The organism is Algoriphagus sp. SE2 (assembly GCF_039563885.1).
GTDB lineage: Bacteria > Bacteroidota > Bacteroidia > Cytophagales > Cyclobacteriaceae > Algoriphagus.
Map to the genome: position 1 here is coordinate 273,407 of NZ_JBCLWJ010000006.1, position 18,309 is coordinate 291,715.

General features: G+C 38.3%; 14 protein-coding genes. 11 read left to right on the plus strand and 3 right to left on the minus strand.

The window, feature by feature from the left end; translation table 11 throughout:
• Positions 1–27: 27 nt before the first annotated feature.
• Complete coding sequence (locus AAGF08_RS09995) at positions 28–1,392, minus strand: amidohydrolase family protein (protein ID WP_343511016.1); 1,365 nt, start codon at positions 1,390–1,392, stop codon at positions 28–30.
• A 71-nt stretch (positions 1,393–1,463) separates the two neighbouring features.
• On the minus strand, positions 1,464–1,943 hold the full coding sequence (locus AAGF08_RS10000; protein WP_343511017.1) for a gluconokinase: 480 nt from the start codon (positions 1,941–1,943) through the stop codon (positions 1,464–1,466).
• A gap of 51 nt (positions 1,944–1,994) precedes the next feature.
• On the opposite strand from AAGF08_RS10000, the gene AAGF08_RS10005 reads away from it, so the two are divergent.
• The 4 genes from AAGF08_RS10005 (at position 1,995) to AAGF08_RS10020 (ending at position 8,032) form a co-directional block, all read left to right on the plus strand.
• Complete coding sequence (locus tag AAGF08_RS10005; protein ID WP_343511018.1) at positions 1,995–3,449, plus strand: DUF294 nucleotidyltransferase-like domain-containing protein; 1,455 nt, start codon at positions 1,995–1,997, stop codon at positions 3,447–3,449.
• A 237-nt stretch (positions 3,450–3,686) separates the two neighbouring features.
• Positions 3,687–6,014, plus strand: a complete 2,328-nt coding sequence (locus tag AAGF08_RS10010) for a glucosamine-6-phosphate isomerase (protein ID WP_343511019.1) — start codon at positions 3,687–3,689, stop codon at positions 6,012–6,014.
• 96 nt (positions 6,015–6,110) lie between these two features.
• The gene (locus AAGF08_RS10015; protein ID WP_343511020.1) at positions 6,111–6,971 is read left to right on the plus strand and encodes an ROK family protein; all 861 of its coding nucleotides are present in this window, start codon (positions 6,111–6,113) and stop codon (positions 6,969–6,971) included.
• Positions 6,972–7,066: 95 nt separating this feature from the next.
• Entirely contained in the window at positions 7,067–8,032 is a 966-nt protein-coding gene (locus AAGF08_RS10020) for a carbon-nitrogen hydrolase family protein (RefSeq protein WP_343511021.1), read from the plus strand.
• A gap of 71 nt (positions 8,033–8,103) precedes the next feature.
• Here the strand turns inward: AAGF08_RS10020 and AAGF08_RS10025 are convergent, their stop codons facing one another.
• The gene (locus AAGF08_RS10025) at positions 8,104–9,474 is read right to left on the minus strand and encodes a Gfo/Idh/MocA family oxidoreductase (protein WP_343511022.1); all 1,371 of its coding nucleotides are present in this window, start codon (positions 9,472–9,474) and stop codon (positions 8,104–8,106) included.
• 137 nt (positions 9,475–9,611) lie between these two features.
• Here AAGF08_RS10025 and AAGF08_RS10030 point away from each other — a divergent pair, with 137 nt between their 5' ends.
• From AAGF08_RS10030 to AAGF08_RS10060, 7 genes are all read left to right on the plus strand, one after another.
• Positions 9,612–10,484, plus strand: coding sequence for a geranylgeranylglycerol-phosphate geranylgeranyltransferase (locus AAGF08_RS10030; RefSeq protein WP_343511023.1), 873 nt, complete (start codon positions 9,612–9,614; stop codon positions 10,482–10,484).
• Positions 10,485–10,690: 206 nt separating this feature from the next.
• Positions 10,691–11,773 (plus strand): glutamate 5-kinase, encoded by a 1,083-nt coding sequence (gene proB, locus AAGF08_RS10035; RefSeq protein WP_343511024.1) that lies wholly within the window; start codon positions 10,691–10,693, stop codon positions 11,771–11,773.
• On the plus strand, positions 11,766–13,007 hold the full coding sequence (locus AAGF08_RS10040; protein WP_343511025.1) for a glutamate-5-semialdehyde dehydrogenase: 1,242 nt from the start codon (positions 11,766–11,768) through the stop codon (positions 13,005–13,007). The genes proB and AAGF08_RS10040 overlap by 8 nt, the downstream gene beginning before the upstream one ends.
• A 431-nt stretch (positions 13,008–13,438) precedes the next feature.
• Complete coding sequence (purN, locus tag AAGF08_RS10045; RefSeq protein ID WP_343511026.1) at positions 13,439–13,999, plus strand: phosphoribosylglycinamide formyltransferase; 561 nt, start codon at positions 13,439–13,441, stop codon at positions 13,997–13,999.
• 114 nt (positions 14,000–14,113) lie between these two features.
• Complete coding sequence (gene xerA / locus AAGF08_RS10050) at positions 14,114–15,220, plus strand: site-specific tyrosine recombinase/integron integrase (protein WP_343511027.1); 1,107 nt, start codon at positions 14,114–14,116, stop codon at positions 15,218–15,220.
• 276 nt (positions 15,221–15,496) lie between these two features.
• Positions 15,497–17,050 (plus strand): arylsulfatase, encoded by a 1,554-nt coding sequence (locus AAGF08_RS10055; RefSeq protein WP_343511028.1) that lies wholly within the window; start codon positions 15,497–15,499, stop codon positions 17,048–17,050.
• Between the two features lie 449 nt (positions 17,051–17,499).
• A complete protein-coding gene (locus tag AAGF08_RS10060) occupies positions 17,500–18,201 on the plus strand; it encodes a hypothetical protein (RefSeq protein ID WP_343511029.1) in 702 nt (233 codons plus the stop codon).
• The last annotated feature ends 108 nt before the right edge of the window (positions 18,202–18,309 follow it).

Genomic DNA, 18,309 nt, shown 5'->3' on the forward strand with positions numbered 1-18,309 from the left:
GGGTGATTTCTATAATTTGGATGAATGCTATCTTTTGTGATTAGCCTCAATTTTTGCCAACTCTTCTTTTAATCGAGCTTGATCATAATATTCTCCTTTCATCATCACCCCCAATGGATTTTTAAGAGTTTCTAAATCTTCTAGAGGATTTTTTTCTACCATAACAAAATCTGCAGATGCTCCAGATTTAATGAGACCCCATTCCCCATCTTCATCAAAGTACTTTGCCGGGTTGACTGAACCTGATTTTAATATCTCATAGTTGGACATCCCTGCTTCTGACATCAATGCAATTTCATGGTGAATTGAAAATCCTGGCACGTTAAAGACCTGAGGAGAGTCAGAAGTCATTAATATTGGCACCCCTGCTTCATGGAGTTTCATAAATAGCATATTTCTGAACTCAAGATAGGGTTTCACATTTTCTTCTGTCAAAACACCTGCCTCCTCATAAGGGGTTTTGGCATTGATCCAGTTTTGCACCTGCAAAGCTGACATATATTTCATTTCTGGAATGTATCGATATTCTTCTGCTGGCTTGTAGCCAAAATACCGGTCAAAAAGCGTGAGAGTTGGGGCAATCCAGGCTTTGGTGTCCAAGGTCATTTGAATTAACTCGGGCAACTTGCTCAAATCAGCTTCCTTCACCAAAAGCATGGTAAAAGGTCCTGCAATCTTGGGATCCAAAACTTTGGAGTAGTCAGGAATCAAAGCTTCAATATACCCATCCATGTGCTCGATGGATTTGTACCCACCTTTCAAACTCGCTTCTAATCCTACAGCTAAAGAGACATGTCCACCAAAAGGTATATCCAATTCCTTGGCAGTGGAAGAAATTGCCAGAAACTCGTCCATTTCCAGACCGGGATGTAATTTGAGATGATCGAATCCAGCAGCTTTTTCATCACGAACCATCTGGGCCGCCTGTTGGGCTGAAGAAACGGAGCTTCCGCTGAATGAAGGTCCTGAAAGAAATAATCTTGGACCAGGAATTTCTCCTGCCTCGACCCTTTCTTTTAAAGGTAAGTGCGAAGCATGACCTATCATTCCTCTCACCCGCAAAACACCATTTGCCAAGTACAACCACATGGTCTCCTCCTGAAGTTGGGTATCTCCATTTTGGGCTACGGGAATATGGGAATGAAACTCCGCCAAACCCGGATATACATAGGCTCCTTTCCCATCGATTCTAGTTAAACCCGAATTAGGAACATTCTGGGAAGCAGGAAGAATCTGTTTAATTTTCCCATCCTCCACAAGGATGATTTGGTTCTTTTTCACCTGATCGTTTTCCATGGTGACCAAGTGAACATTGGAGATCAAATAACTTTGGGAGAAAGCAGCAAAAAACGGGAAGCTGAAAATAAGAAGTAGAAAGAGTGATTTTTTCATGATTGAAAAGGCGATTATATTTTTCAAGTTCGCTTTTTCAAAGTTTAAAATCAACACTATTTCAAATGAGCTTAATCATTCAAGTATTGAAGTGCTTCTTCTATCATTTGTTCCGGAGATTGAGAAATGGAAAGCTTCAAGCCATAATCAGGCTCTTCCCAGGTTTCAAGTTGAGAATCAAGCATCCCAGCTTTCATATAATGGTTTTTTCGGGCCAGCATTCGCTCCCAAATTAATTCTCTATTGCCCTCAAGGTGTATCCACCGAACCCGATCATTTATGTTAAGAATTTCTCTGTAGGATTCTTTTAGTGCTGAACAAGCAAGCACAGCACCTCCTGTTTTTTCAGATTCTCTTAATTGATTTGCCAATGCATTTAGCCAGGGCATGCGATCCGTATCATTCAAAGGGATTCCTTGACTCATTTTTGCAATATTCTCCTCAGGGTGGAAGTGATCTGCATCAAAAAATGGTAACTTGAAATGATTGGCAAGACCTGAACCAATGGTAGTTTTACCTGTTCCTGAAACTCCGGTGACGATAATAATCATATCGCAAATTAAATACTATTTACTAGTTTTAGTTAATTCTAATTCACTAAAATGGACTTTTCAACCCCTGTATTAACAGACCATTTTTATTCTAAAAGAGTAAGAGATTTGCATCTGAGGCACTTGAGGATAAGCCCTTCATCAACACCGACATTTCTTTGTGCCGCTCTGATGGCAAAAGAGAAAGTAAGTTGTTTATTTATCGGCGAATCAAGCAAGGCACTAGAAGGCTATATCACTGATATTACGCTTCGGGACAGACTACTTGCAAAGCAACTTTCTTCAGAAATCCCGGTCTCTGAAATCATGGAACAGGACATGGTCACAATCCACCCCGATGCATTTTTGGTGGAAGCCTTGATTTTAATGTTCCGTACCAAATCCAGATATCTTTTGGTAAAAGAAAAAGGCAGTTACATAGGATGGATCAGTAGGACAAAGATTTTGACAGAACAATCCCAAGGCCCTTTTCTCTTTATCCAATCTGTAAAAGAAGCCAGACAGATCCCGGAATTAAGAGATAAATGGTTGAGAATGCCAGAAATCATTCATCTACTTTTATCAAGGGGAATGAAAGCAGGAATTGTGAACCAAATTATCACCACTGTAGCAGACACCATTGCGCAGCGAGTCATCGAACGAGTGATAAAAGAAATTGGACCTGCCCCAGCAAAATTTGTCTTTTTTGTGCTTGGAAGCGAGGGAAGAGGCGAACTGACTTTAAAGACTGATCAGGACAACGCTATTATCTATGAAGACAAAGCCAATGAACAGCGGGAGGAAGTAAGAACCTATTTTTTGGATTTTGCAACTCGGGTATCTACAGCATTAGATGAAATAGGTATCGTATTTTGTGAAGGTGAACTCATGGCAATGAATCCCAAGTGGACTCATTCCCTTTCCCATTGGAAGCGTAATTACGAAAGTTGGATTCTTGATGCTTCTCAGGAAACGGCTATGAACTACGCCACATTCTTCGACTGCAGGGCTATTTATGGAGAAAGTGATCTTCTCGAGGAACTCAAAGAATTTATGGATATACAATTGGAGCAAGCCCCAGAACGATTTTATATGAATCTAGGTCACAATGCGCTTCAATATGAACCTCCGTTGACTTTCTTCAGAAGAATTAAAGCTGAAAAAATTGATGGCGAGAAACAAATCAACCTAAAGCATACGATGCGGCCAATTGTAGATTTGGCCAGAGTCTATGCTTTGAAATACCGACTATTTGAAACCAATACAATCCGTAGGATAGAATTACTTACCGAAAAAGGGGTATTCTCTCCAAAAGAGTCTCAAGAATTAATCCATGCTTACGACTACCTGATGACACTAAGGTTAGAAAATCAGTCCTTTTTAATACTAGAAAAGAAAACAGAACCCAAGAACTTCTTGAAAATTGAGCAAATAACAAAAGTCCAATCCGTCACCCTTCTTGAAATTTTTAAGGTTATAGAAGAGTTTCAGGCCAGAATTAAGCTAGCTTTTACAAGGACCTTGTAAAGAAAATGGAATACTTTTATAAAAATTTTATAAAAGTGCTTTTTATTCAAAAACTTTTTTTAAATTTGTTTTGTAGAAGATAGATTTAATCAATCAACACTTTACCAAACAATATTCTTCAAAACCTAATAATATTGGGTAAAATAAATAGTTTTAATAATAATCTTATTTAATATTCTTCTGAATAAGGTTTTGACAAAATTATTATACTCAACAAACCCTAACTGTTCCAACAGCATGCTAAGTAAGTATCCACTTTCAGAAGTTGAAAAAAGTTTCCTCAAGGAATCCGGAGTTGAAAAGATCAGCACACTTATCCCCTATTTAACAGTAGACAATTTTCCGAAACTTGGTTTGCTTACCGCATGCCGATTTTTGGAATGGGTCTCCGAAAATCCGAAGGGGGTTATCAGTTTACCAACCGGGAAATCACCTGAATTCTTTATTAAATGGACCCAGTTTCTTTTAGACAACTGGGACAATAAAAAAGGAAAAGATGTCAGAGATAAATATGGTTTAGGAAACTGCAAAAAACCTGTTTTGAAAGACCTGACATTTGTTCAGATTGATGAGTTTTACCCAATCTCATCGAAGCAGCACAATAGTTTTTTCGATTATGTAAATAAGTTCTATATCGATGGCTTCGGTTTGTCTAAGGAAAATGCAATCTTGATCAATTCAGATGAAATCACTTTAGCAAAAGGTTTGACCTACCAAGAGGTATTTCCGGATCTGAAAGTAGATCTTTCATTGAGATTCAGAGACCCACAAACGGATTTAGAAAAACTACAGCAAGAATCCATTTACCTAATTGACAAATGGTGCGGAGATTACGAGCAAAAAATAAGAGATAAAGGCGGAATAGGGTTTTTCTTGGGTGGAATAGGCCCTGATGGTCACATTGCTTTCAACACCCGAGGATCGCATATATTCTCCGTAACCAGACTTACTGAAACTAACTTTGAAACACAAGCTGTCGCAGCGGGAGATTTAGGAGGAATAGAAGTTTCGGCAAACAGACTTGTTATCACCATTGGTCTTGATACGATAGTTTATAATCCAGAAGCAGTAGCCATCATCATTGCAGCTGGAGAAGCAAAAGCTGGTATTGTAAAAGATTCCTTGGAAACTCCTTTGGATAATGTATTTCCAGGAACAGTTCTGCAAAAACTTAAAAACGGAAGATTCTATCTGACAAAAGGTGCAGCAGTCAAGTTAACAGATTCTGTGGACGCCTATTATCAAAAAGGTGAGTGGACTTGGGAAAAAACAGAAAGATCTGTCATTGATCTATGCAAGAAAATCGGAAAATACGGGCACAGAATTAAACTTTCTGACCTAAAAGCAGATAAATATACCAGCTTGATTCCTGGTCTTTCAGAAGATACGGTGAATCAAGTAATGAAAAGTACTGAAGCCAAATTAGCAAAAGGCTTAGAGCAGGAAACAGATCAGGTCTTACTTCATACAGGACCTCACCATGATGATATTTCATTGGGAATTCTCCCACATATCACCAACCAATTGTATGAGCCCTCGAATGAAGCTCATTTCTCGGTCTTGACTTCAGGTTTTACAGCAGTGACAAATTCTTTTGTTATTGACACATTGCAGTACACCAAAAAGCTATTGGACGAAAACCGAATTCAAATGGTCGATTTCCAAGACTTTTTTGATGTAGGTTTTAGTCTCAAAACAGATAAAGATGTTTACCATTTCTTAACCAATGTAGCGTCAGAAAGAGCAGATGAACGTAAAAGAGGTTTATGTCACCGAGTGGTAAGAGCATTGGTAATTGTTTATGGAGTGAAAAACAAAACTCAACTTAGGGAGACTATCAATGAAGTGATCAGTATTTTGAGAAACAGCTATGATGGGGAGAAAAATCCCTCAAAAGTTCAAAAACTCAAAGGAATGATCCGTGAGTTTGAGGAGGAGTTGGTTTGGGCGCATTTTGGAGTACAGGTGAAAAATGTGCATCATTTACGCTTGGGTTTCTATACGGGAGATATTTTTACGGAACAACCCGATAAAAAGCGAGATGTGGAGCCGATCGTGGAAATGTTTAGAAAAGTTAACCCAACAAAGATTAGTTTAACACTTGACCCTGAAGGTTCCGGTCCTGATACTCATTATAAAGTATTACAAGCCACTGCAGAGGCAGTTCGCCAGTGGGGGGAAGAAAAAGATATTAGTGAGCTAAGAATAATTGGCTATAGAAATGTTTGGTTTAAATTCGAACCACATGAAGCTAATGTGATTGTTCCAGTATCTTTGGGAGACATGTCTGTCATGGAAGACTCTTTTGCTAATTGCTATTTGAGTCAGGTGAATGCATCTTTCCCAAGTTATTCCCACAATGGTAAATTCAGTACAGTTGCCAAAAGAATATGGGTAAACCAACTGAATGACATTCAGCTCTTGCTTGGAAAGAATTATTTCTACCAACATGAAAGAGCAAAAGTAAGATCAAGCCATGGGTTGATATTCTTCCGCGATATGAATGTGGAAGAATTTCTAGCCACAGCAAGAGAATTAGAAAAATCAATTGAAGGAATGCTATAAAGTATCTTTCGGTAAAATAAATTGAGGAAAAGGCTGCTGGATTACCAGCGCCTTTGTCCTTTTTAAACCTAAAACCTAAACAGTAAACCAAATCGAATGGAGAAGGCCATTTTGGGATTGGACATCGGAGGTACAGGCATCAAAGGAGGTGTATTGATTAAAGGGCATCTTGAAGATATCAGGTCAATACCTACCCCAGCCAATCAAGATCAAGAACATATTCTAGAAACAATTGCCTTGTTTATCGAATCCTATCTTCATCATGATATTGTAGGAATTGGTATTGGAATCCCAGGTTTGGTAGATGTAGATAAGGGGATCGTTCTTGGGCTTGCCAACATTCCTGCCTTCCAGCATGTAGAGCTTAGAAAGTTTCTTTCTGAACGATTTGGAAAACCTGTTTTTATAAATAATGACGCCAATTGTTTTGCGTTGGGAGTTTATAAATATGGCATCGGAAAACAGTTTAAAAACCTTGTGGGAATCACCCTTGGAACGGGCACAGGCGGAGGTATTGTCATTAATGGAAGTCTTTATAGTGGTGTTACATCTGCGGCTGGCGAATGGTGCAGTGCTCCCTATTTAGATAATAATTATGAGTTTTATTGTAGCGGGAAATTTTTTCATAATTTTTACCATCAACGCCCAAAAGCTTTGGCCAAATTAGCTCTTGCAGGAGATCCCGTTGCCATAAAAGCCTTTGAAGAGTATGGACATCATTTAGGGGAATTGATCAAAACTATTCTTTATGCTTTAGCCCCTGAAGCTATTGTATTAGGAGGTTCTATTAGAAAGTCCTATCCCCTATTCAAAGATTCATTAAATAAAACCTTATCCACATTTATGTATCCTACCGTGCTTGAAAATCTTCAGATATTACTCTCTGAATTAGATGAAACAGCAATTCATGGTGCTGTTGCACTGGTAGATGTTGAACCCGAAGTAGTGAATAGTTAATAAGTTGGTTTAGATAGATGAAAAGACGACTCAAAAATGAGTCGTTTTTTTTATCCATATAATCTCCATTGCTACTCCGATTCAAAACTCCTATTTTGGAAGAAAAAATGCCTGCTCCCAACGAACTAAAAGTAGCACTCGCTCAAATTTCACCTGTTTGGCTAAATAAAGCCGCTACTTTAGAAAAAGTTAAGTCCAGTATCCTTGAAGCTGCTGGAAAAAACTGTGAATTAATCATTTTTGGAGAAGGACTTGTCCCTGGATATCCTTTTTGGCTCGCACTAACTAATGGAGCCGCCTGGGATGATAAAATTCAAAAGGAAATACACGCGCATTATCTAAGAAATGCCGTTCAAATAGAATCTTCTGACCTTTTAGATATTCAGAAGTTGGCAAAAACGCATAAAATCGCCATCTACTTAGGAATCATCGAAAGACCAATCGACAGAGGTGGACACAGTATTTATTGCTCATTAGTTTACATTAATCAAAATGGAGAGATTAAATCAGTCCATAGAAAACTCCAGCCAACATACGACGAGCGCCTTACCTGGTCACCGGGAGACGGACATGGCCTACAGGTTCATCCCTTAAAAGAATTTACAGTCGGCGGATTAAACTGTTGGGAAAATTGGATGCCTTTAGCGAGAACGGCCTTATATGGTTTGGGAGAAGATCTCCATATTGCTGTTTGGCCAGGATCTATTAGAAACACCGAAAACATAACAAGAATGATCGCTCAGGAAAGTAGATCCTTTGTGATATCTGTTTCTAGCTTGATGCGGAAAACTGACTTTCCTAAGGATACACCCTACCTTGATTTAATTCTTGAAAATGCTCCTGAATTTCTGACTGATGGAGGCTCTTGCATCGCAGGTCCCGATGGAAAATGGATCATGGAGCCTGTTGTTGATGTGGAAGGTTTATTTATCGAAACCCTGGATTTTAATCGGGTCTTTGAAGAAAGACAAAATTTTGATCCAGTAGGTCATTACTCCAGACCAGATGTTTTAAAATTGAATGTGAATCGTGAAAGGCAATCCAGCGTAAAATTCGAATAATAAAAAGGCCTTTGAGGCATTACTAAACAAGACACCACAAAGGCCTAATTATTTTCCGTTTTTTTTAACTATCAGGCACCCCTTCCGGAAGCCTGAAGTGGAATATCTGTTAACTCTTCAACCTTAACAGGCCTACCAGTTTCAATACTATTTCTAGCCGCTATTCCAATTAAGCAGGACATGGCTCCATCTCTCGTTCCCGCTGCCTGTCTCCAGGGATCTGCCATGGATGGATCTTTAAAAATTTTATCCTTCAGCCGGGTATCTCCACCTCCATGACCTCCACCTCCATGTGGGATTACAATGATTTCTGATTCACCAAAATTCTTCGTTAAACGGATCTCATCCTGAGGTTCTACTTTCCAGGGTTGACTTTCTTTAACCCAAGCCTCTACCCTTCCTTTCGTTCCATTGAATGCTATTCTATACCCTTCATAAGGTGAGTAAGTTGTCAAAGAATAACTGACCTGCACTTTGTTTTTGTACTTAATCTGCACGGCCATCTTATCGTAAATATTGATATCCTCACGGAATACGCATCCATCTCTATGATATCCATCATATTGTTCATTCTCAACATAGAGGTTTTTTAAATGCTCATTTCTGGTCACATCCCAATAGAAATCACAGTCATTTTTATGTGTGCAACTTCTACAGGTTTTTCCACGAAACGGTCCATTCTTCCCATAAAACTCCAACTCTCCATAAGCGAAAACTTCCTCTGGGTCAGAATCCAACCACCAGTTCAGCAAGTCAAAATGATGGGTTGCTTTATGTACCAATAAGGTCCCACTTTTTTCCCTATATCCATGCCATCTTCTGAAATAATCAGCACCATGAGATGTATTGAGGTACCAATGAAAATCAACGGAAGTAATATCACCAATTTCACCTGCTCTAAGGATTTCATAGATCTTTTGCCTGTGGGGAGAATAGCGGTAATTGAATGTTACGATGACCTTTTTACCGGATTTACGCTCTGCATCCAGGATATTTTGGCATTTCACCTCATCCGTAGTCATCGGTTTTTCCGTGATCACATTGATTCCAGCTTCCAAACCTTTTATGATAAACTGATTATGTGTACTATCCATCGTAGTTACAATCAGGACATCCGGGTTTGCTTCACTAAGCATCTGATCACAATCTGTATAGGTAGGGCAATCCACGCCTATAAAAGTCTTTGCGTATTTGACCCGGCCTTCATTGATATCACAAAGACCTACAAATTCGACTTGGTCTTTATATACACGCATGACATCACGCCCAAACATGGTAGTTCCACGGATTCCCGTTCCTACCAGGGCAAGTTTCATCTTTTCATCAGGCTTATCCCAAAGGTTTAAAGCCTCAGTAATTGGATGTATAAAAATGGAGCCCGCTAAGAGGCTTCCCGATTTGGCTAGAAAATCTCTTCTTGATTTGGAAGATTCTGAATTCATATTTTGGGAGTATTGTTTAAGGTGATGAATATAATTAAAACCAAAACTTTAAAAACATAAAAATTACGGAATCGTTTTTTATTGTATTCTAAAGGCAAAAATTGATTTAATCAACTGATTTAGACTAATTTTGGGCTATGAACGCAATCAGCATGGAAAGGACAATTTCTATTGGAGGCTTATTCCGAATAAGCAGACCTATCAATTTGCTGATGGTTGCGTTTGCCCAAATCATGACTGCTTATTTTTTAGTCGAGACAACAACTACCGGGATTCCTGTCCTGAAGGATTATCATCTCTATTTAATAATTCTTTCCACTGTCATTATTGCCGCAGCAGGCTATATGATCAATGATTATTATGATGTGAAAATCGATTATGTAAATCGACCTAATGAAGTCGTGATAGGAAAGGGCATAAAAAGAAGAGTGGCTATTTTCCTTCATACCATTCTTAATTTCACTGGAATTGGACTTGGATACCTTGTTTCTCCAACTGTTGCTTTGGTAAATTTTGTTGCAGCATTCCTATTATGGTTGTATAGCAATAAATTAAAAAGAGAACCATTTATTGGAAATTTTACTGTAGCACTCCTCACAGCCACTTCCATTTTCTTGATTGCGATTTATTACCAAAAGTCTGAACTCCTGATTCTTACCTATGCCATATTTGCTTTCTTTTTAAACTTGATTCGAGAAATCATTAAAGACATTGAAGATAGGCCGGGAGATAGAAAACATGGCTGTAGAACACTGCCCATAGTCATTGGTTTTCATAATACCAAAAAAGTGATTTTTATAATTGCCCTTTCTTTTATATGTTCCATTCTCATTGTAGCTGTCAAAATCAGCTCCCCAAACCTGTACTACTATTTTGGAGTCATGGGAATATTCTTCATGTTCTTTATGTATAAGATCTATTATGCAGACCGGAAGACACATTTTACCCAACTAAGTACTTTTGCCAAGATTTTGATGCTTGTGGGAACCTTGAGTATGGGATTACTTTAAGTTTTATCCTGAGAAAGGGTACAATTCCAGCATAAAATCTCAAGACCAATAAAAAATCCCTATCGCTAAACAGGTTATATCATACTATCTAAAGCCTAGGTAAAGGCTTTCCAACAGATCCTCGAAATTCTCATCAAAAACTAAAACAGGCTTTAATTTTAGCAAAAAAGCATTCTACCTTCTATTTTCAGGCAAATCTTTAGACTATGTTGAATAGTAAACTACTTGTGATTAAAGTCGGCTCCAACGTTTTGACTCAGGAGAATGGTCTTCCTGATCTTATTCGCATGGAAAAACTGACGGATCAGATTCAACAACTTATAAACTCAGGGAAAAAAGTGGTGTTGGTGAGTTCGGGTGCTGTAGCCTTTGGTAGACAAGCAAATCCGCTCCCAGGAAAATTAAACCCAGTTTTCAAAAAGCAAATCTGGGCCTCCACAGGTCAAATACGATTGATCTACCACTATCAAAATCTCTTTGAAAAGCATGGACAAGCAGTTGCCCAAATCTTGGTTACGAAAGAGGATTTTCGGGATAGAAAACATTTTCTGAATATGAAAAACTGCGTTCAGGCTTTGCTTTCACAAGGGATTTTACCCATCATCAATGAAAATGACACGGTAACCATCACTGAATTGATGTTTACGGATAATGATGAATTAGCAAGTTTAGCCGCTGCCATGATCAATGCAGACACGATTATGTTGCTGACTAATGTAGATGGAATTTACACAGGAAATCCCTCTGACCCAGACTCAAAATTAATTGAGAAAATAGCCTCAAGCATGCCGGAAGTAAGCAATTATATCTCTGCCTCTAAGTCTTCTTTTGGAAGAGGTGGAATGCTCACTAAATATGCCATGGCTAAGAAATCCGCTGATTTGGGAATCCAAGTAATTATTGCCAATGGTAAAAGAGACAGCGTTTTAAATGAATTTGCAGATAAAACGTTGCGCTGCACTTGGTTTGAACCTAAAAAAGCGAAGCAAGGAGTCAAAAAATGGCTTGCTCACGGAACTGAGTATTACAAGGGAGAGATCATAATCAATGAAGGTGCGAAAGCTTCTCTTCATTCCGAAGTCATCCGGAGTCTCTTACCTATAGGGATCCTAGACCTGAGCGGTGAATTTTCCAAAGGAGATATTTTGTTGATTAAAGATGAAAAAGGGCATAAAATTGGTTTGGGAAGAGCTGAATATTCAAGCAAACTTGCTAGGGAGCGAGTTGGAGAGAAAAACCAAAAAGCATTAATTCATTACAATTACCTATACATTTTCGATCATGACTGAGTACCAACCTATTTTTGAAGAAGTTAAAAAGGGAGCCAGAAAACTCACTGGTATCAGCAATGATCAGATCAATTTTGTTTTGCACAATCTTGCTGCTTTAGCAGTGGAAAACGCGTCTTTCCTGTTAGAGGAAAATGAAAAGGACCTACAGCGGATGGATCGACAAAATCCGATGTATGATCGATTGCAATTGACAGAAGAACGAATAGCCGGAATCGCAGGGGATTTGGTTTCCGTGAGTGCATTGCCAAGCCCCTTGCATCATGTTTTGGAAAGCAAAACCCTAGAAAACGGTCTAACTATTGAGAAAGTAACAGTTCCTTTGGGCGTCATTGGAGTTATTTACGAGGCAAGACCTAATGTGACATTTGATGTTTTTGCCTTAGCTCTAAAATCAGGAAATGGATTGATTCTAAAGGGTGGTTCCGATGCTGAGAATTCAAATCGGGCCATCATGAGTTTGATCCATCAGGTTTTGGAAAATCATGGGTTTCCGATAGTTGCATTTCAATTATTGCCAGCAGAGAGAGCAGCAACTAAAGCTTTATTGGAAGCAGTAGATTACGTTGATGTAATTATCCCTAGAGGTTCTCAAGGACTGATTGATTTTGTGCGGGAAAATGCCAAAGTTCCGGTAATCGAAACTGGTGCTGGAATCGTCCATACCTATGTGGATGAATCGGCTGATTTGGAGAAAGCAAGGGCAATTATCCTCAATAGCAAAACCAGAAGACCTAGCGTTTGCAACTCCCTGGATTGTTTGATCATTCACGAATCAAGACTTTCGGACTTGAATGAATTGATCGCTCCCTTATTGGAAAAAGGAGTTCAGGTTTTTGCTGACCAAAAGGCTTTTGCAGCACTGGCTTCTGATGAATTAATTTCTGAAGCGGATGAATCTCACTTCGGAACGGAGTTTCTCAGCCTAAAAATGTCTGTTAAGACTGTAAGTAATCTGGATGAGGCATTAGATCATATTGCTGCATATTCCTCCAAACATTCCGAGGCGATTGTTTCCGAAAATCAGGAAAACATCAAACGTTTTTTATTGGAGGTGGACGCAGCCGCTGTTTATGAAAATGCTTCTACTGCTTTTACCGACGGTGCACAATTTGGGCTGGGAGCAGAAATCGGGATCAGCACCCAAAAACTGCATGCCCGAGGACCTATGGCTTTGAAAGAACTTTGCAGCTATAAGTGGGTGGTGCGAGGAAATGGGCAAGTGAGGGATTAGTTTACAGTGGTTAGTGTTCGGTTACACTATCATTGGTGGATTTTTGGCGAAGGAATCTCGTTAAAGAGAGTTGGTAATGTTGTCGGTTGTGAGTTATTAGTTGTTGGCACCGACATTGCGAGCTTTTTGGCGAAGCAATCCTGTTATAGAAAGTTGAAAATGTTGTAGTGGTTGTCGGTTGTCAGTTGTTAGTAGTAAGAAGTTAAGAAGTGAGAAATGAAAACGGATCAACTCCCCCTTGGAGTAGAATCATTTATTAGAGTTAAAACATTATTTGAAAGGGGGCTAGGGGGATTTTGACTAAATACCATTGAGCAGCCAAATTCATCCTAAAAAAATTAAGTTTTGGATCTAAAAAACAACTTGCGTCTTCGCACCATTGCGGGAGAATTCTCTTAATTTCGCAGTAGTCCACTAACCCCCCCATTCAATTGAAACGCCTAGCCATATTAGCATCAGGAAGCGGTAGTAATGCTGAAAAAATCATGGATCACTTTAAAAACTCCAGTAAGGCTTCCATTGCTTTGGTCGCTTCCAATAAACTAGATGCCTACGTTTTGGAGCGGGCAAAGAAATTTAACGTTCCCACTTTTACTTTTACCCGAAAAGAAATGGAGGCAGGAGTTTTACTGGAAAAGTTAAAAGAAGAAAACATTGATTGGGTGATTTTGGCTGGCTTTCTTTTAAAAATACCAGTTGAATTGATACGCGCCTTTCCAGATAAAATGGTTAATATCCACCCAGCGCTTTTACCTAAATATGGGGGCAAGGGAATGTATGGAGCACATGTGCATGAAGCTGTAAAAGCAGCCGGAGAAAAAGAAACAGGCATTACCATCCATTTGGTCAATGAAAATTATGATGAGGGGAAGATTATTTTCCAGGCGCATACAGCACTCGACGAATTAGATACACCGGACAGCATAGCAGCAAAAGTCCATGAACTGGAACATAAATATTTCCCAACAGTAATTGAGGAATTATTAGATTAAACAATTTTTTAGTTTTTAGTAGAAATTCCTAACTTCTGCATCTGAACTCTTCTGTTTAGATCCACTTAGTTTTTTGATCTGATCAGCGGCTGCAACCAATTTTTATTACATCAGATGAAAACTATCCATGTCAAAAGCGAAATCCAGAAAAAGCAGGCTATAGTATTGCTAGCATTTGATTTTGACCTGGAAATAAAAGAACTGGTGAAAGCTATCCCCCATTCTACTTGGAATCCCTCTTTAAAGGTCTGGACTTTACCTTATCATGAGGGCGTTATAGAGAAATTACTACCCTATTTCCAAGGCAAGGCCTGGTTAGACTTTTCCAAATTCAAAAAAATCACTATTGATCAGCTCCCTTCTTCTTTACCCGTGCTAAATGGCTATCTAGAAAAGGAAATCAAAAAATTCAGGGAATGGATGCAAAACAGACGCTATGCCGAATCTACCGTTAAGACCTATTGTCAAAGCCTAAGTCTGTTTTTCCGTTTTTTGGAAAACAAAAATCCAGAAGAAATCAACTCTGAAGATTTAGAAAATTTTCATCAAAAGTATATTCTCAGGAGAAAATACTCAGTCAGCTTTCAGTCTCAGGTAATCAATGCAGTAAAATTGTATTTTTCCAACAGACAAAAGCGTAGTCTAGATCCCATAGCGATAGAAAGACCCAAGAAACCCCGAATTTTACCCCATGTCCTAAGCAAAGAAGAAGTGAAATCCATCCTCAGCGCCCACAAGAATATCAAGCATAGAACCATGCTTAGCCTAATCTATGCCTGTGGATTGAGGCGGGGCGAGTTGTTAAACCTCAAACTGAAAGACGTGGATTCAAAAAGAGGGGTTTTACGGGTGAATCATGGGAAAGGAGCAAAAGACAGGATAGTACCTATAAGTGAAAAGGTAATTGAAATGCTAAGGGAGTATTACAAACTGGAAAAGCCTCTGAATTATCTATTTGAAGGTTCCAATGCAGGCCATCCCTATTCAAGTAAAAGTCTCGAAAATGTACTAAATCAGGCAGTTACAAAAGTCGGGATGAAAAAGAAGGCTACCTTACATTGGCTTAGACACTCTTATGCCACACACCTTTTGGAAAGTGGTACTGATCTCCGTTATATTCAGGAATTGCTTGGACATAACAGTAGTAAGACGACGGAGATATATACACATGTGTCTACAAAATCACTTCAAAAAATTAAATCGCCTTTCGATGACCTATAGAATAATAATCGCCATAAATATCTATCTTTTATGGCGATTAGCCACTAAAATGGAGGGGATTAACGCCATTTTATGGCGCAAATAAACAAGTTACCGCCAAATATGAAAGACACTTAAACATTTGCCAATTTATTTTGTTTCTAAACTGCTCAAAATGAATTTGAAAAATAAACAATTAATAAAATCATGATGACTTTATTTATTATTTTAAATAAATTTCTTAAGCTGTAATCTTACAAATCAAGAATATAATAATCACTTTAAAATTTAAATCAAATGAATGTAAAACTTTTAATATCGACACTGCTCGTGCTTCTATTGCCTCTTATGTCTATAGGTCAGGACAAACCAAACATCCTTGTAATCTGGGCTGATGATTTTGGCTACTGGAACACCAGTGTAGCAAACCAGGGAATGATGGGGTATAAAACCCCTAATTTGGATCGAATCGCCAATGAAGGAGCGTTTTTTACCGATGCATATGCCCAACAAAGTTGTACAGCAGGGAGGGCTTCATTTATGTTGGGTCAACATCCTTTTCGTACAGGACTTCTTACTATAGGAATGCCCGGTTCTCCACACGGAATCCCAGATTGGTCACCTACAATTGGAGATGTAATGAAAGAAAATGGTTATGCTACAGGGCAATTTGGTAAAAATCACCTAGGTGATCAGGATAAACATTTACCAACCAATCACGGGTTCGATGAATTCTTCGGAAATCTGTATCACTTAAATGCGGAGGAGGAACCGGAAAGTTATTATTATCCAAAAGATCCGGAATTTAGAAAAAAATACGGACCAAGAGGTGTTATACGTGCAACCGCAGATGGAAAGGTTGAAGATACCGGGCCACTGACTAAAAAAAGAATGGAAACCGTTGATTATGAATTTAAAGATGCAGCCAAAAAATTTATTGGTAAAGCTGTGGATGATGATAAGCCGTTCTTTGTATGGTGGAACACGACACGTATGCATGTATGGACACACTTGAAGGAAGAATATCAACGAAAATCAGGTATCAGTTTATATGCAGATGGTGTGATGGAATTGGATGATATGGTAGGTGATATGCTAGCTTATCTGGAAGAATTAGGAGTGATGGAAAACACTATCATTGTTTTTTCAACAGATAACGGTGTTGAAAAATTTACTTGGCCTGACGGTGGAACAGCTCCTTTTACCGGAGAAAAAGGTTCTACTTATGAAGGAGGTCTTCGAGTACCATTATACGTGAGGTGGCCAGGTATCATAAAACCCGGGACAAAAATCAATGAAATTATTTCACAGGAAGATTGGCTGCCAACACTTGCAGCAGCAGCTGGTGATTCTGACATTAAAAGTAAATTGTTAAAAGGTACAACCTATAATGGAAAACAATGGAAAGTTCACCTGGATGGCTATAATTTCCTACCTTATTTCAAAGGTGAAGTGGAAAAAGGGCCACGCGAGGAAATTTACTATTTTAGTGCTGATGGGGAATTAAATGCAGTCAGAGTTAATGATTTTAAAATAAGTTTTGCCAGAATATTGGGTGGTACAATGCCTAAGGGATATCGACATACACAAGCCTGGCCTATTGTTACAAATCTACGAGCCGATCCATTTGAAGAGGCTGATAAGTCAGACTTGTACACTCGATGGTATGGTGACAACATGTGGTTGTTTGTCCCTGTTGGACAATATGTTGTGAAGTTTCTTAAGTCACTAGAAGGTTATCCAATACAATCAGGAAGCACCCTTAATATGAGTGATATTAGCTACAAAACCATAAAATCACAACAAATCCTTGAGCAACTCAGGGAGAATCGCATTGGAGTTGATTGGTAGTCTAATGGCGAAAAAATCTTATTGTCTAAAATAGAGGAGTGCTAAAAGTATTTCTGTGTTAATTACTAAATAAAAGCGTAAATAAAACGGGCAATTGTGCAAGCAAAACAAATGGATAGTAAATTCTCAAAAATTAATTATGATAATTTACTAATCTGGGACGCAAGCAAATTGCCAACGTCACACTATCCTGCGCTTAATTTCAATCTTTGTCAAATAGGTCACAAAAGCAGATGAGTGAGCGACTGTGAAAAATAGGAAATTGCAAATAAAATAAAATAAATAAACAAATATCTGGCGGTAACATTGTGTATAAGCAATAGCGGTTTGAGTGTGAACTTGAACTGTTTTTGCCTTTTGATTAGTATCTTGGTTTCTGACGAATTAGTGAATATAAGCCGCTACTGCTCATACACGAGACCGTTGTGGTACGTTAAAACTTAATAAAAATGAATAAGAAATTATTAATAACCGCATTAGTCTTATTAACGTTAAATTTCGCATACGGGCAAGATGCCAATAATCCTATAGACCCAAATCCAACATTTGGTCTATTTAACCGGTTTTATAGTGATAACGAATCAAGATTACAATTTTTAGCTAATGTAACTTATGGGAAATGGTTCTTGAGATTTACAGCAGAGTATGAGTTTAATTACAATAATGAGCCTGGTTATAGTTCTATAGTATTAGATGATGGTAAAGAAATTAATGAAAACCATTTTAGTAGCACTAATATCCTAGTAGCAAGAACTTTCAAGTCCAAGGATGGTAATCATAGTTTTGGTGTAGGTGGCGTTGTTAGTTATCTACATGAAAGAAGATTCGCAGGTGGTTTAAATTTTGTTTCCGTTAGTAAAGTAAATGGTTGGAGATATATTAGTTTAGTCACACTACAAGCAGGTAAAGAAACTTTTCTTATGGAGTTTCAACCAGGAATTTATCGTGATTTTAACAATGGTTGGTATTTTAGAAGTCACCCAAGAATGCTTTTTAATTTTGAAACAGGTAACAACGAAATACCAATTGGTGCAGGAATTGGCAAGATATTTAAAAACGGAACACCTGTTGTTAATGTATTTCTTGAACCTCAATACGACCTTGCAAATGATGTAATAATGCTTTACGCGGGTGTAAAAACGTTATTTTAGTTAGCCAAAATGCCTTCTGATAAACATTTTTAAATCCAAATAAATAAAACGTATCACAACAATGGCTATAAGTAATTGCTTGGTCTCGCCTACTTCTGAAAATCCTCA